Annotated in this window: 15 protein-coding genes and 1 tRNA gene; 12 read left to right on the top strand and 4 right to left on the bottom strand. The window is 37.6% G+C overall.

The window, feature by feature from the left end; all coding sequences use genetic code 11:
- Nucleotides 1-2 precede the first annotated feature (2 nt).
- On the bottom strand, nucleotides 3-1,391 hold the full coding sequence (locus tag CJ263_RS05035; RefSeq protein ID WP_094996253.1) for a dipeptidase: 1,389 nt from the start codon (nucleotides 1,389-1,391) through the stop codon (nucleotides 3-5).
- Nucleotides 1,392-1,665: 274 nt separating this feature from the next.
- Between CJ263_RS05035 and CJ263_RS05030 the strand changes: the two genes are divergently transcribed.
- The 10 genes from CJ263_RS05030 (at nucleotide 1,666) to CJ263_RS04990 (ending at nucleotide 10,116) form a co-directional block, all read left to right on the top strand.
- A tRNA-Leu gene (locus CJ263_RS05030) sits at nucleotides 1,666-1,747 on the top strand.
- A gap of 381 nt (nucleotides 1,748-2,128) precedes the next feature.
- A complete protein-coding gene (locus CJ263_RS05025) occupies nucleotides 2,129-3,916 on the top strand; it encodes a ParB/RepB/Spo0J family partition protein (protein WP_094996252.1) in 1,788 nt (595 codons plus the stop codon).
- 263 nt (nucleotides 3,917-4,179) lie between these two features.
- Nucleotides 4,180-4,341, top strand: a complete 162-nt coding sequence (locus tag CJ263_RS20870) for a hypothetical protein (protein ID WP_158657088.1) — start codon at nucleotides 4,180-4,182, stop codon at nucleotides 4,339-4,341.
- Nucleotides 4,342-5,229: 888 nt separating this feature from the next.
- Nucleotides 5,230-5,574, top strand: coding sequence for a single-stranded DNA-binding protein (locus CJ263_RS05020; RefSeq protein WP_008610761.1), 345 nt, complete (start codon nucleotides 5,230-5,232; stop codon nucleotides 5,572-5,574).
- 73 nt (nucleotides 5,575-5,647) lie between these two features.
- Nucleotides 5,648-5,992 (top strand): single-stranded DNA-binding protein, encoded by a 345-nt coding sequence (locus tag CJ263_RS05015; RefSeq protein WP_094996251.1) that lies wholly within the window; start codon nucleotides 5,648-5,650, stop codon nucleotides 5,990-5,992.
- A gap of 77 nt (nucleotides 5,993-6,069) precedes the next feature.
- A complete protein-coding gene (locus CJ263_RS05010) occupies nucleotides 6,070-6,450 on the top strand; it encodes a DUF6876 family protein (RefSeq protein ID WP_094996250.1) in 381 nt (126 codons plus the stop codon).
- Nucleotides 6,451-6,461: 11 nt separating this feature from the next.
- The gene (locus tag CJ263_RS05005; RefSeq protein ID WP_008610764.1) at nucleotides 6,462-6,659 is read left to right on the top strand and encodes a hypothetical protein; all 198 of its coding nucleotides are present in this window, start codon (nucleotides 6,462-6,464) and stop codon (nucleotides 6,657-6,659) included.
- 443 nt (nucleotides 6,660-7,102) lie between these two features.
- Entirely contained in the window at nucleotides 7,103-7,483 is a 381-nt protein-coding gene (locus CJ263_RS05000; protein WP_008610923.1) for a BfmA/BtgA family mobilization protein, read from the top strand.
- A gap of 11 nt (nucleotides 7,484-7,494) precedes the next feature.
- On the top strand, nucleotides 7,495-8,526 hold the full coding sequence (gene mobB, locus CJ263_RS04995) for a MobB family relaxase (RefSeq protein WP_094996249.1): 1,032 nt from the start codon (nucleotides 7,495-7,497) through the stop codon (nucleotides 8,524-8,526).
- Nucleotides 8,527-8,535: 9 nt separating this feature from the next.
- Complete coding sequence (locus CJ263_RS04990) at nucleotides 8,536-10,116, top strand: type IV secretory system conjugative DNA transfer family protein (RefSeq protein WP_094996248.1); 1,581 nt, start codon at nucleotides 8,536-8,538, stop codon at nucleotides 10,114-10,116.
- Nucleotides 10,117-10,132: 16 nt separating this feature from the next.
- On the opposite strand, the gene CJ263_RS04985 is transcribed toward CJ263_RS04990, so the two are convergent.
- Nucleotides 10,133-10,867: a LytR/AlgR family response regulator transcription factor gene (locus CJ263_RS04985; RefSeq protein WP_094996247.1), complete on the bottom strand. Its 735-nt coding sequence runs from the start codon at nucleotides 10,865-10,867 to the stop codon at nucleotides 10,133-10,135.
- Nucleotides 10,868-10,921: 54 nt separating this feature from the next.
- Nucleotides 10,922-12,700 (bottom strand): tetratricopeptide repeat-containing sensor histidine kinase, encoded by a 1,779-nt coding sequence (locus tag CJ263_RS04980; protein WP_158657087.1) that lies wholly within the window; start codon nucleotides 12,698-12,700, stop codon nucleotides 10,922-10,924.
- 150 nt (nucleotides 12,701-12,850) lie between these two features.
- On the opposite strand from CJ263_RS04980, the gene CJ263_RS04975 reads away from it, so the two are divergent.
- Nucleotides 12,851-13,414 carry a hypothetical protein gene (locus tag CJ263_RS04975; protein ID WP_158657086.1) on the top strand — a complete coding sequence of 188 codons (564 nt, stop codon included), beginning with the start codon at nucleotides 12,851-12,853 and terminating at the stop codon, nucleotides 13,412-13,414.
- A gap of 62 nt (nucleotides 13,415-13,476) precedes the next feature.
- A complete protein-coding gene (locus CJ263_RS04970) occupies nucleotides 13,477-15,522 on the top strand; it encodes a coiled-coil domain-containing protein (RefSeq protein WP_094996244.1) in 2,046 nt (681 codons plus the stop codon).
- A gap of 22 nt (nucleotides 15,523-15,544) precedes the next feature.
- Here CJ263_RS04970 and CJ263_RS04965 read toward each other — a convergent pair whose 3' ends face one another.
- On the bottom strand, nucleotides 15,545-15,907 hold the full coding sequence (locus CJ263_RS04965; protein ID WP_094996243.1) for a hypothetical protein: 363 nt from the start codon (nucleotides 15,905-15,907) through the stop codon (nucleotides 15,545-15,547).
- Nucleotides 15,908-15,909 lie beyond the last annotated feature (2 nt).

The raw sequence follows: 15,909 nt of genomic DNA, 5'->3' as shown, positions 1-15,909 counted from the left end.
AACTACTGCTTGCTTTCAGCAAAGTATTCAAAGAAATAGGGTATGGTTTCGATGCCTTTTAAATAGTTCCAAACACCGAAGTGTTCGTTTGGGGAATGAATGGCATCACTGTCCAGCCCAAATCCCATTAAAATGGTCTTACTATCCAGCTCCTTTTCAAACAGGGAAACAATAGGAATGCTACCCCCGCTTCGTTGTGGAATCGGTTTTTTTCCAAAGGTGGTCTCATAGGCCTTGGAAGCTGCTTGATAGCCATCGGTATCTATTGGGGTAACGTAGCCTTGGCCACCGTGGTGCGGTTTTACCTTCACCCTGACACCTTTTGGGGCTATGGATTCAAAATGATTTTTGAACAGTTCCGTAATTTCCCTCCAATCTTGATTGGGTACCAGACGCATGGAAATTTTTGCATAGGCCTTACTGGCGATGACCGTTTTGGCACCTTCGCCCGTATAACCTCCCCAAATACCGTTGACATCCAACGTGGGTCTTATGGAGTTTCTTTCGTTGGTCGTATAGCCTTTTTCGCCGTACACGGATTCAATGTCCAATGATTTTTGATATGCTTCCAAGGAAAAAGGTGCTTTTGCCATTTCGGCACGCTCCGCTTCCGAAAGCTGTTCTACTTTGTCATAAAATCCTGGAATGGTGATGTGGTTGTCTTCATCATGAAGGCTGGCAATCATCTTGGCCAAAACATTAATGGGATTGGCTACGGCACCTCCATACAATCCGGAATGAAGATCTCGATTGGGTCCAGTTACCTCGACTTCCACATAACTTAAACCTCGAAGTCCCGTGGTGATAGAGGGTATATCGTTGGCGATCATTCCCGTATCGGAAATTAATATGACGTCATTTTTCAGTTTTTCCCTGTTCTCCGAAACATAGGTGGCCAGATTATTACTGCCCACTTCTTCTTCGCCTTCGATCATAAATTTGACATTGCAGGGTAATTGGTCAGTTTTAACCATGAATTCCAATGCCTTAACATGCATGTACATTTGACCCTTGTCATCACAGGCTCCTCTTGCAAAAATTGCACCTTCAGGATGAAGTTCCGTTTTCTTGATTACCGGTTCAAATGGGGGAGAATTCCATAAATCCATTGGGTCCGGGGGTTGTACGTCATAATGTCCATAAACCAGAACGGTAGGAAGATTTTCATCAATAATCTTTTCACCATAAACTATGGGGTAACCATCGGTTTCGTGTATTTCCACGTTGTGACATCCAGCATTTTCCAAGGCCAGCTTTACGGCATCTGCTGTATCAAGTACATCTTGGGAAAAGGCCGAATCGGCACTAATGGAGGGAATTTTTAGGAGTTCAATGAGTTCTGTAAGAAAGCGGTCTTTGTGATTGGCGATGTATTCTTTAACGTTTTTCATTTATATTTTTTGGATAAACTACTTAAAAATACAAAAAGCTCGAGTTTAAAGATTGAAACATCCATTGTAAATTTTTAGGTGTAAAGTGGAACAATAGGTGGGGATGTTAAATCTGACCTTCGAAAAACCATAAATATAAATACATGAAAATTTAGAGAATTGAAATTTTGCTTTATATTTGCAGCCCGTTTTAACGGAAATGCAGGCGTGGTGGAATTGGTAGACACGCTAGACTTAGGACATAGCGAAATAAAAAACGTTAAAATATTAAAATGCGGGCGTGGTGGAATTGGTAGACACGTCAGACTTAGGATCTGATGCCGCGAGGTGTGGGAGTTCGAGTCTCCCCGCCCGTACAAAAGCCGAAGAGAAATCTTCGGCTTTTTTCATTAAAAAAACAGTCGTAAAAAATGTCAGGTACAACATAGGTACAACATTTTGCTATTTTGAAGACAACATTCTTATTGATATTAAATCGTTTCATTTGTCATTTATCTTTATGAATTACCAAATAAGATAATAGATTCTGCCAAATCACAACCTTATTTCTTCGTAAGGGAGGTTTATTATCATACAATATACACGCAAGGTAAACTCGTAAAATACTTCCATCAAAAGACTACGGCATAAAGCCACCGCTTGTTCCCCTACTCATTTATTCCGTTTCCTTTTGAGCCAAGATTTTATCTTTCGTTTGGTTTCTGCTCAAATATTGTTTAATCAAAAATTTGAGTATTATGACAACAAAAGCGAGTACCACAAAGAAGCGCAGTAGAGCGAAATCTACTGCCAAGAAAGAAGTAAACGGAAAGAAATCATCCGTACTTCAAATTCAGAACTTACCATTGGGCAAAATCAAGCCTGACCCAAAGCAACCAAGAAAGACCTTTAACGAGGATGCGTTAAAGCAGCTTTCTGAGAGTATCGAAAAGCACGGTGTGTTGCAGCCAATCACGGTAAGGCAACTAAATGGCCATTATGTCATCGTGATGGGCGAACGCCGATATCGCGCAAGTAAATTAGCAGGAAAGAAGACTGTACCCTGTATCGTGAGGACTTATGAGAACAATGATGTTCTGGAAGTGCAAATCATCGAAAATCTGCAAAGACAAAATGTTGAGCCTACCGAAGAAGCTGAGGCGATTACTTACCTAAATGAGAAATATGCGCCTACCGAAATAGCGAAGCGATTGGGAAGAACGGGTAACTTTATCAGACAACGACTAAAACTGGCAGGTTTGATAGAAGGCTTTAAACACTTTGTCCGTAATGGCGAAATGACCATTTCCTTGGGTGTAGGTGTCGCGCTCTTTGAACCGGAAGAACAGCAGATGATGTTGGAAACGATGGGCGAGGATTTTAATGCGCATCAGATAAACAGGATGATTAAAGACCAGACCTACGATTTGGAAAAAGTATCTTTTGATATATATGACAAAAAATTGGTTCCAAAAGTTGGGTCTTGTGTAGAATGTCCTTTCAATGCAGCAAATCAAGGCAATCTTTTCGGCGAAGGAAAAATGGTCTGTACAAAAGCAGCCTGTTTTGAAACGAAGAAAAGCAAATCGCTTTTGAACCTGATTGAAAAATCCAAAAAAGAGAATATCCTTTTAGTCCCTGAAATACAACAGTATTGGGTAGATGACGAAAACAATCAGCTCATTATATCCCAATTGGAAAAGAACGGATTGAAAGTCTATCTATTGGACGATGTTGAAATTATAGAGAATCCGATTGAGCCAACAATCGAGGCTATTCAGAAAGAATATCAGCATTACGATTATTCTGAAGATGAATTAAAAGCAGAATTGGATGAAGCAATGCAGAATTATAAAGAAGCATTGGAAAAATTCAATTCAGCAAAAGAAGATGGATTTAAAAACGGTATTGTGTTCCATCCCGATTCATTCCAGCACAAAGAAATTTTTGTAAAGATTGTTGAAAAATCAAAGAACGATTCTACGGAATATTCGGCACCATTGGCCAACAGAAAAATGGCAGATTGTACGCCTGAAGAACAAATCGTAAAAATCAACGAAAGGGAAATCCGGAAGAAGCAAATAGAGAACAACAAGCAGTTTGAAGAAGTTGTAGAAATGATTCGTGAGACGAAATACATTGATACCAAGAAGACACTTTCAACAGATGAAATGGTGGCATTCTCGATATCGCTATTTGAGAACAATGTGGACTATATGAGCCAACAAAAGTATTTCTCAAAGTTCTTGGGCGACACTTCAAAGATGACCAAAGTTGAAATGGTTGAGAATTTCAAGAAGAAGTTCAAAAAAGAAATCTTTCACAAGTTGATACGCTATATGCTCACAAAGCAAGTGCATTTTGGCGAAAGCAATCACGTCAATAATCTGACGAACATTTCATTCTACAACGCAATGCAAGGATATTACAAATCCAAGATTGCCGGCATAGAAAAGGAATATGCCGAGAAGAGAGACAAACGTGAGGAACGTTTGAAAGAGCGCATCACAGTTCTTGAAAAGCAAATTGAAGAACTCAACGATTAGCTTTTGTTGTTTGAAGAAGGGTCGGCATTCGTGCTGGCCCTTCTTCTTTTTTATGATAGTTTTTTAAAAGATGTATTTACAAGGAAGGGGTTATCAATCAATAGTTAACGCAAAGGTAAACTCGTAAAATACACCCATCAAAAGACTACGGCATAAAGCCAACGCAACATCCTAAGCTTATTTATTCCGTTTCCTTTTGAGCCAAGATTTTAGCTTCCGTTTGGTTTCTGCTCAAATATTGTTTAACCAAAAATTTTAACATTATGAAAAATACAGCTGTAAAATCCGACATTTCATTGCAAGAAGCAGAAGAACATTATCAATTGAGTAGTGAAAATTACACCATTGAAAGTGCGGAGAGTCATTTAGCTTACTACAGAGAAAAGCATCCCCTTTACTACCAAGTACTATTAAATAATGTTTAATCTGAAAATCACGAAGAACTTTTTGTAGAATGAGCTAACTACTCACAAAAGTAATATTGACCTTTTATCGAATTCAATTTTCTTAACCCGTTCAGCACATTCCCCTACATTCCGCGAAAAGCTACATTTCGGGAAAAGAGCTTCCTGTAAAGGTCTTGGACAAAACTCCAAAGATTCCGATTTCCATTACGTTAATCCCGAAAAAAATCGGGAAACACTTCATTCCCAATCTCCATCTTTGAAGTTCAGCCCCGCTTTAAACCCTACTGCATAAGGACAATCCATTTTCATAATTGTTCAGCACATTCCCCTGCATTTCGCGAAAAGCTACATTTCGGGAAAAGAGCTTCACTACAAATATCTTGAACACAATCCCCAATTTCGACTTTCCATTCCGTTAACCCTTCCCGATTCTCTGGGAAGGAACACTACATTTCCAAGCCAAAATCGTGAATAGCGTCCGCCAAATCGGAATTCCATTTAATCATTTGGTGCCACTTCCAATGTTATTGTACTTCACAAAGTCTTTAGAAATACTTCCGCACCCTCGCTGCCCTAACCTTTTTTTGCCAGCAAAATACCAACATTTTGAACTTGAACAGACTGCATAAACCATTACGCTGCGCTTCACTTTTTATAAGTCCTTATCAATTCAAAATCTTGAAACTGTATCAGCAACAAAAAAAGGTAACAGCGAGGGCGCTATGGGAAGTAAATCTAAAATAAAACTTATGAAATCTTACAAAAACATAAAAAAGGAAGCGACACCAAAAAAAACAAAAAAGGAAAACGCTCAAGATATAATAAGTAAATCACTTCAAAAAAATATAACAATAAACTGTCTGAATGGTTCGGATAGCATTTTAATTAATCTTTAAATCTTTTATTATGAGTACTTTAAAAAATCACGTACAGTTAATCGGAAACGTTGGACAAGAACCAACCATTACAAACCTTGAAAGCGGTAAAAAAGTAGCCCGTTTTTCACTCGCAACTAACGAGTATTACAAGGATGCCAAAGGCGAAAAACAAACAGAAACCAATTGGCATACCGTTGTGGCTTGGGGCAAGACTGCCGAAATTATCGAAAAATTTGTAGGTAAAGGCAAGGAAGTAGGTGTTACGGGAAAATTGAAATCCCGAAGCTACGAGGACAAAGAGGGTATCAAACGATATGTTACCGAAATCGAAGCAAATGAAATCCTTTTGCTTGGAAGCAAGAATGATAAGTAATCATTGAAATTTTAGAGGGCGTACCTCTCGAAAGTTGCGCCCTTTTTTATTAATAATCTTTAAAACTTTTATTATGAAAACTATTAAAAATCACGTTCAGTTAATCGGGAACATTGGGCAAGACCCACAGGTTACAAATCTTGAAAATGGAAAAATTGTGGCGCAGTTCTCAATGGCTACAAATGAAAATTACAAGGATGCAAAAGGCGAAAAACAATCTGAAACCCATTGGCATAGTGTTGTGGCTTGGGGAAAACTCGCTACAATTATTGAAAAATATGCAGTAGTAGGAAAACAAATTGCTATTGAAGGCAAATTGGCACAACGCTCTTATGAAACCAAGGAAGGCGAAAAACGATACTATACCGAAGTTGTAGCAAGGGAAATTCTTTTGCTCGGGTCTAAAAATGGTAAGTAACCATAAAAATTAAAGAGGGCGTTCTCGTCGAAAATTGCGCCCTCTTTTTAATTATCCACTAATAAAAATAGATAACAATGAAAGCACAAGTTAACGAAATCAAAGAAGGATTGCAACATTTTCACGGAACGGAAATGTTCTACCAAATCCCATTATTAAGAACACGTTTTACAGACGGACTAAAATATCTTGCCAATGTAGCAGATTGTTTTTGGCTCATTACGGACACGTCCGTAATTGCAAAAAGTCTGATGAACCGAAGCGAGTTTATAACCATAGACTTTAAAAGATTGTCCGAGGAAAAACAAGATTTTACAGGATACGAAGCTGAAATTATTTATACAGATGGCAACGATAATATTTTGGAAAAACACGGTTATCGGGCAACCGATTTTCCACTCGATGAACTGCGGTTATTTTTTGTAAATGATACGCTGATGTTACCAAGCGAATACTAAAATTTAAAGCTATGGTTTATCTCAATTTTACAGACTTGAGCGAAGAGGCTCAAAACCGACTTTTGGAAGATTCCAAAAAAGATGTGGAACGAAAATTTGGCGACGATATTCGCAAATACGTAAGAGAAAATTACACCTGTTTTGAAACGATGATAGAGGAAGAAGCATTGCGAAATTTATATTCCTATACGTTTGTATTTAACATCTGATTTTCTAAACTTTATAGTCAAGCACCTCTAAATTTTTGGAGGTGTTTTTGTATGCAATTAATTTCAAGTCGAGAAAAAAGCGTATCTTTATTTCGCTGAAATTCAGCACACATAAATTCATATAGTTATCCCATTTTTAACTTTCGCTGATAGCTGTATCCATCTATATTTTACATATAGGAATTTTCGGATTCCTAAAAGGCAATTGGCTTTTTAGCCAGATTGTATGAAATTTTTGTCACGCTTTGGCGTGACGAAAAGGAATAGCAAGAGGGTAACGGGCAGAGCCGCGTTACATATTCCTTTTAGCGTATAACCAATTGATTTTCAATAACTTGAAAATTAATGGATTATATATATTTCTTCGATTTGCGTCAAATGCCCTTGAACAACCTGTAAACAGGGATGGATTTACGTCAAATGCACAAAAAAAGCGAAAGAAAATGGATTCATTCATCACCATCAGGTTCAAAAGGAAAACTGCCAAACGTTTTCAGGAATTTTCAAAGACACACTTCAAGACCCATACCGAAGCAATGGAAAATATCCTTGATTTTTTCTTCTATAACGAGATATCGCCAAAGGAAAAATTGGGTCCGACAGGGCGAACCATCGAAGCCAAACTATTAAAAAGAATCAATGCAGTCATCGCTATAATGCGTGATGTTGAAAAGACACAAACCAAACCCACGGTCGCAATGATTCAATCCCTTTTTGAGACAGAACAGCCAAACAAAAAACCGCTGATTTTAGAAAAGAAATATGCCGAAGAAAAAAAGGAAGTACGCTTCCGTGAAAAACAAAATCCAAGTAACCAACTGTAAATTTTTGAGCTATGTACATTACAATCACACCTCAAAAATTAGGAGGTAATTATTCTAAAAGTTCGGCTGATTTTGTTGGCTATCTGGAGAAGGAAAACCAAGGATTGGAACAACAGGATATGGAGCATTTTTTTAACCAATATGGCGACGAGATTTCAGCAGAGGAAGTGGTCAGGGAAATTGATGGCAATACCGCAAAACTTGAAAAGCACGAGCCACGGTTTTATTCTATTACCGTAAGCCCTTCAAAATACGAACTGAAACGGTTGCAAAACCATAGTAAAGATTTGCAAAAATATACCCGTGAGATTATGAAGGATTATGTGGCTTCATTTAATCGCGAAATCAATGGGCGACCCATTACTATCGATGACATAAAATACTATGCAAAAATTGAACATCAAAGAACCTTCAAAGGCACGGACTTTCAGATAAAAGAAAACCAACCGTATGCCACAAAAATACTTCAGCTTAAAACTGAAATCCGAAATGTGCAAGATGGGCGAGCGGAAGGGAATGTCAAAAAATTGGAAAAAGAAATTGTGAAACTCGAAAGAGAAGCACCGCACCAACAGAACGGAAAACGAATCGTACAAGGAATGCCAAAAGCGGGAAACCAAAGTCATATCCATATAATTGTGAGCCGTAAGGATGCTTCCAATAAATTCAGCTTGTCCCCAGGAAGTAAATACAAAGCTTCCGATGTTGAATTAAATGGTAAAACGGTAAAACGAGGATTTGATAGAGATGGATTTTTTACGAAAGCAGAAAAGACTTTTGACCAGACTTTTGGCTATCGAAGAAACTTCGCCGAAACCTATAAGGCAAGAAAGGATTTCATCAAGAATCCGAAAATCTATTTTGCTTCATTAATGAAATTGCCCACCAACGAAAAAGCATTGGCGTTCAAAATAATGGGAAAAAGTGGCATCCCGATGATGCCGAGTATTCCTGTTACACAGGCACAATTGGCAATGAAAATTTTTAATAGGCTACGACGTGGTACGGAAGTGGCCATCAAATCGAGTTCCATCGGAATCTAATTTAAAATTATGCAAATGGACAATCTCGTAACGGTACTTTTTATTATTGGTTTGGCCAGTAGTGTTTTCTATGGAATATTTCGGGTTAGCAGATATGCCTTTGTCGTCAATTTTCTATTGATTGGCGCTTTTGTGTATTATTTAAATGAACAATTACCATTGGTGCAAATAGCACTTTATTTTGTTTGTCCTCTGATATTAATTAATATAGGAATGTATGTATTCTTGCATAAAACGGACACCCCTAAAAGTGGAAATGCCAAATATCAGGTCAACTTTGCCACGACCAAAGGAAACTTCAAATTGGATAACATCAAACGAGGTGTATCCATAATCGGTTCTGCGGGAAGTGGAAAGACAGAAAGTGTAGTCTATGGTTTTTTGAAACACTTCGAAAAAGAAGGGTTTTGCGGAATTATCCACGACTACAAGGATTTTGAACTGACTGAAATGGCTTATCCTCTTTTTAAGGATAGCGATATCCCGTTTAAGGTTATTTCCTTCGATAAAATCATCCATAGGGTAAATCCTATTGCGCCACGCTATTTAGAGAACGAGGAAAGCGTAAACGAAGTCTCACGTGTATTAATCGAAAACCTTTTAGAACAAAGAGAAAGCGGAACTACAGGAACAACAAAATTCTTTAACGATGCAGCTGAAGGTTTGATTGGTGGATTGATTTGGAAACTGAAATGCGATTATCCCAAATACTGTACGCTGCCACATTTGATTGCCATTTATCAAATGCTCGATACCGATAGCCTTATCCAATTTCTGGAAACCAACACCACATCAAGAGCGATGGCAGATGCTTTTATTAGCGGAAAAGATTCGGATAGGCAGACGGCTGGTGTTAAAAGCACTTTGGCGAATGCGCTGAAACGAATTAGTACACAACGTATTTTTATGGTATTATCCGCAGACGAAGTGCCATTGAATATCAATAGCGAGGAAAACCCTGCAATCATTTCGGTAGTGAACAATCCAAAATATGAAACATCCTATTCGCCAGTCATCGCCACGATTATTCACACTATAACCAAGCAAATGAGTATTCGTAACAGTAAGCCTTCATTTCTCTTGATGGAAGAAGCGCCTACCATTCGATTGTTGAATATGCACCGTATTCCTGCGACACTTCGGAGCTATAATATTTCTACGATTTACGTAATGCAGGACAAAATACAAAACGATATGATGTATGGGGATAAGGCAAGCAAGGCGATTTTGAGTAATTTGTCCTATCAGTTTTTCGGAAAAGTCAATGACCCAGACACGGCTAAATATTATGAGCGCTTTTTTGAAATCATCAAAGACCCTACGAAAAGCATAAGTCGAGGGCATAATCTCGATTTTGATACACGTATTACGACTGGAGAAAAAGAAATACCGAAAATTAGAGCAGATGTATTCTTTAGATTAAAACAGGGCGAGTTTATAACATATGCAGATGGAAAGGATAGGAAAGTGCAGTTTAAATTGGCTAATATTCAAAGGGAGCTACCGCAAGAATCGAAACAGTTTTCTCAAGTTGATTTGGAGGAGAATTTTGGGCGAGTTTATGAAGAAGTTAGGTCTATTTTTAGTTAGTTTATATTTCATTTCTTCAATAAAATTTTTTTAAAAACACATCCTTCCTTCTTGTAGCTATCGGTACTTGATTACCATTTTCCATTTGAACATAAGCCTGCTTTCCTTTATTAAATGTCTTAATCATTTCCATATTGATGAGATGGGATTTATGGCACTTAAAGAACAGCTTTTCGTCTAAAAGGTTTTCATAGAATTTTATTGGTTTACTAACAATTTGTTTTTTATGCTTAGTGTGAATATAGGTATAGTTACCATTCGCTTCCAAATGCACAATATCCGCTACCAAGACAGTTTCAAACCCTTCAACAGATGGAATTGTTAGCAGTTTCGGATGTTCCTGTTCTATATTTTTAAGTAATGATTCTACGCTATTGTTGTGCCCTTTTGATTGTAGTTCTTCGTTTAAACGAGCAATAGTTTCATTGAATTCGTCAAAATCTATGGGCTTCATCAAATAATCAAAAGCACTGAACTTAAAAGCCTTAATTGCATAATTGTCAAAAGCTGTGGTGAATATGGTCTTAAAGGAAATATGGTTAAGCTGTCGCAAAAAGTCAAACCCAGTTTTGTCATCGATTTCAATATCCAAAAAGACCAAATCCAAGGGGGTATCTTGGGCTATCTTTAATGCTTCATCTACCGTTTTACAGGTGGCAATAACATTAAATATTCCTGGCTTTCTATCGATTAAATACAATAAACGTTTAATGCAGTGAGATTCATCATCAACAATTAAGGTGTTTAGCATAGCAATTTTTGTTCAAGTAGGTTAAATTTAGGACTTCAAGATACTAAAATCCAATTAGCTCAATACCAAAGGAAGTGATACGATTACTTTGGTGCCTACTTTTTTATCTATGATTTTGACCGACCCATAAGTGCCTTTGGTTTTGTTCAGCACCTCGATTCTATTTTGAGTGATGGAAACACCCATAGAACTCTTTTTACGATGTTCGATTTTCATCTTGCTCATAGTCCGTCCTACACCGTTATCCTCTACGATACCTATTAGTTTGTGCTGTTCAGAATGGAAATTAATAACGATTTTACCACCTTTTTCCGATTTGGATAAACCGTGAACAATGCTATTTTCTACAAAAGGTTGCAGCAACATTGGTGGTAATAATACTTCATCTATATTGAGGTCATCAGAAACCTTAATTTCAAACTCAAAGGCTTTATCAAAACGTTTTTGCTCGATGGCCAAATAGGTGTTAAGCAACTGAATATCCTCTTCCAAAGTAATGAGCTGCTTATCCGAGTTTTCAAGGGTCATTCGCATTAATCGTGCGAATTTGCTGAGATAATCGCTTGCCGCTTGAGTATCATTATTCAAAATATAATCACCGATGGAATTCAGGCTGTTAAAGATGAAATGTGGATTCATTTGCGCTCGAAGTGCCTTCAGTTCAACTTCCGCCACAGTGACATTGAACTCAGCTTCTTTTTTGACCGTATCCGATTTCTGCTTTCGTCGATAGAATACAAACGCTAATAACGACGCCAAAACGATACCGCTTCCACTCACCAACGATATGTTTTTGATGGTACGTTGGCGTTCCGCTTCCGCGAAAGCGAGTGCTTCCTTTTTATCAGCCTCGTACTGTATTTCCTTTCTGGAAATTTCCACTTTTCGGTCTGCACTTACCAAACTGTCATTAAGAATATTGGCAGCTTTAAAATTTTTCAAAGCATTTTCATAGTCACCCTTTTTTTCTTGAATAGTTGCCAAGGTCTGTAAAGACTTGGTTTCCGTGTAAAGATTATTCAAGGATTTTACAGCATTAAGGCTTTCAGTAGCGTAATATTCAGCTTTATTCAAATCGTTACTGAGCATATAGACTTCTGCGGCATTGACATAAGCAGGGACTCTAATCACTTCAAGACCTAGAGAATCAATCATTTTAAGACCTGAAACTGTGTTTGTTAATCCTTTATCCAACCGTCCAGCCTGCGACTGTACAAGTCCTAAGTTACTGTATACGTTTGCCAGTTGCATCATATCATCAGTTCGCTTCGCCTCGTTAATGGAAGCTTTAAAGTAATACACAGCGGAGTCAGTTTGTTGTTGGAGGCCATAGATATTGCCAATGTTAGACAACGTATTGCTCTTTCTTTGTGGGTATTTTAGTAACTTTCTAAAAGTGGGCATAGCTTTGCCATAATCTTCCTGTTCATAATGTATTAACCCAATATTGGTCAACATTGAGAATTGATAGCGTTCCAAGGAAGGATTTTGTTCAGATATGTTGTATGCTGTTTGATAGTAATCCAACGCTGTCAAAGGGTCTGAACGAAAGTAATGATAGATAACACCGATATTATTGTTGGCTAACAGTATGCCTTTGGTGTAATTCAATTCCTCGGCCATAGACAATGTTTTCTTATTGAAGGACAGCCAAGTGGTATCGGAAGGTGTCAACATTGATTTTTTAGCAGAATAGCTATGTCTCAGATTGATTAGTGTAGTATCTATACCCTCATAATTTTCAATACGTTTCTGAATCGAATCTGCTTCTTTAAGTTGTGAATAACCAAGATGGTAGAAACATAGTAAGGCAAGGATTAATCGTATTTTCATTAACAGTTTGGTTTGGCTTAACAAAATACTCATTAAAAACGGTAATACAATTAAAACCTGACGATGCGCTAAAAAATACTAGCGATAATACATTTTCTATGGCTAATACAAAATGAATTAAGCATCTTTAATTCTTAAAATCTAAAGTATATGAAACGTTTTTTAGTAATTCTATTCGCAATGATATTGACCGCTTGTAGTAGCGACGATGATTCTGGCTTAACCGATGATGACAATGGTAATTTGTCAAATTCGTTCATTACAGCGAAAATAAATGGAAATGATTTTGAGGCGGTACCTGTAGATAGAGGTGTATCTACGATTTCGGCACAACTTGTTCAAAATGAAGCTTTTTTTACGTTTACCATTGCCGGTATTGACCTAGGTGTAGAAATCACCCAAGGTGAAGCTATTGCTTTTTCCTTGGCGGGAACAAGTTTTGACCTTGTCACGGAAGGCCTTCAGATTAACAATCCGATAACCAACCCATTGGCGCTACAATTCGCAGGTGGATATTCATCCAATGGAACTGGGGGTGAAAATTTTGATTTTGATACGGACGGTAGCTCGGGATTTTTAAGAATAGATATGATTGATAAACAGGAACAGATAATTTCCGGGGCGTTTGAATTTGAAGTGGAAAATTCAGACACTGGTGAAGTATTTCAAATTACCGATGGCACTTTCAATAATATTAATTATGTTATTGACTAATTGTTCTGTGTCTAGTACACTTAATTTAAATTTCAACCCATACCAATAAATTTATTTCATCTATGCTGGTCAAAAGAGTTTTATGCATATTCATTTTTACCTTTAGTACCTTTTTATTGACTGCACAGAATTGTAAAGATTTGGTAGAATGGATGGATTTGATAAAACAAGAATATCCAGAAACCACTTCCCTTCGGTATATGAACCGTGGCAAGATGCAAAAACTCGCTGCAAATTATTTCTCAAAGAACTATTTTGAATCTTACCGAGGAAAGCCTTACGCACAACTTTCCCAAAAAACATTGGCCAAGGATTTTAGAAAAATTCAGCTCTGTTTCGTTAAAGGCAACTATAGAAATGACCCACATTACAATTGGGTATTCCAAAATATCATTTACAACAATTATCTAGCTTACAGTAATCCAAATTTCATCAATCAAATAGCTACAGTCGATACTAAACGTAGTAAGTTGAAAAAAGAACTAGTAAATATTTCTGGAAACACTACATCCAGAGATGAACTTTTACAATTAAAGCAGCGTTTATCCGTTGAGTATGCTGTACTTTTAGACAGCGAATTACGGCAGGCTATTACAGAGATTGATGCTATCATTGCCAAAAAATCAGATGCCCAGCTTGATGAACTTCTTACGTATATTGAAAAATTAAACAGAGACAAAGAGTCCTTAGTCAAAATATCTAAGCTAAATCAAAAAGCTACTCAATTATTGCCTGAAGCTTCTCAAGCAAAGCAAACCGAATTTCAATCCAGACTGGACGCTAAAACAGTAGCCTTATTACAAAATGCGATAGACATAGACCTGGGTCCGCTCAATCAAAACTTGGATATTGCTCAAATCAATCAGAAACTTAAAGCCTTTAAACAGGATTATGGTTCCTTCTCAAGACATAGCCAAGTGAAGAAGGGTGAGCAAAAGCTGATTGCACAAAAAGAGAAGTTGGTCAATACTCAAATCAAAACCATCGAAGCTCAAATAGTTCAAGCCGATAATACTAGTTTCCCACGTTTGGAAAATAAATATATGAGCTATCTGCCACAACAATCCAGTCAATATCAAAAACTGAATGCACTATTTGCTTCAAGAAAAAAGCAACTGGTAGAACAGCAACGATTGGCACAACAGCAGAAGAAATTGGAAGGAAGCAATGAGCGCATCGCCTTTTTAGAAGCCAACGGCAAGGACGAGGGCTCGATGCAATTTAAAACGGTGGGATTAAATAATGCTGCCTTTTTTGACTACATCTATCGTGGCCATTTTGAGAACATTGAGCTAGATGTGTTCAGTAGTCATTTCTTGATGATTTTAAGTGGATATTTAAACACCTTTGGTAGTCTTTGCCCAGATGAGCTTCCAGAAAACAAGGTTGAGATAATGACCGACGTTTGCTCTCGGGAAAGCGTCACGACAGACGGCTATGGTGTGGAAGTCAGCAGATACTGTACTGCTTGGAAGACTATAGGTACAGGTATCTTTGCAGACCCAAAGTTGTATGCTGCAAAAATGCGTTTGGTTGCACAGCAAAATCAAGATGCGTTTCGTATTGCAGTCGATATGTATACCAATCCCGATGCTATGGGTAATTCCATAGACCAAGTCCACAAAGCAAAAGCACTGCTGAGTGATTGGTCCAATTTTTTTAGATTTAACGCGTGCGACTCAAAAAGTGTTAAGCAGTTTGAAACTAATTTATTGGCATTTGCCAATCAGCAAAAACCAGAACGCTTAAAAGGAATGAGCGTCTATGAAAAAATCAAAATTTTAGGTGGTCCAGCTGGTGACCAGAACCACGCTAAACTGCTCAATGACATAGTCAGTAATCAATCCAAAACTTGGGCATTGAACAAGTATACTGGTAATAGTATCAGTAACGTTCGCGAGTTAAAGTCGGCAGACCAAACACAAATGGTCACGCTAAAAGCTGATTATAACTTTAGTGGTTTGTTAGGAAAACAGACGGGTGGTGTAACTGTTAAGTTTAAAGATGGACTGCCAGATTGCATCTATTTTTCCGACTATCCTAATAACTGTAAAAAACCAAATAGCGCACTGGTCGCTAAATATGGATTGGGCGAATACGCCAAGTGATATCAATGAAAAGAGTGGTTTTTCAAAAAGGCCCTTTTTCCCTAGGACCTTTATTAGTGACTTTCCATTGGTTATCCTCTTTGACAAGTTTAAAGACACCTGATTTTCCATCAAAAGAGGTTTTATATTTCACCCAAGCAATCTCACCATCAACAGCTTCATCTAAAATTTCCACTTCGATGTTTTTATCAGAATCTGGTATCATATTCTGTACAGTAATCAAACTGGCATAGCCTTCTGTAGTAGTATGCTTTTTTAAAGCTGATTCATCTTTTGAGAAAAAACTTTCCGCAACTGCCTTGGCAGTTTCAGAAGGGGATTTTGTTGTGCTTTCTGAACAAGAAAGGAACAACAGTACAAGCGAGCAAATGACTATTCTTTTCATAA

This window comes from Maribacter cobaltidurans, assembly GCF_002269385.1.
Classification (GTDB): domain Bacteria; phylum Bacteroidota; class Bacteroidia; order Flavobacteriales; family Flavobacteriaceae; genus Maribacter; species Maribacter cobaltidurans.
This window is presented reverse-complemented; position numbering and strand designations above follow the sequence as displayed.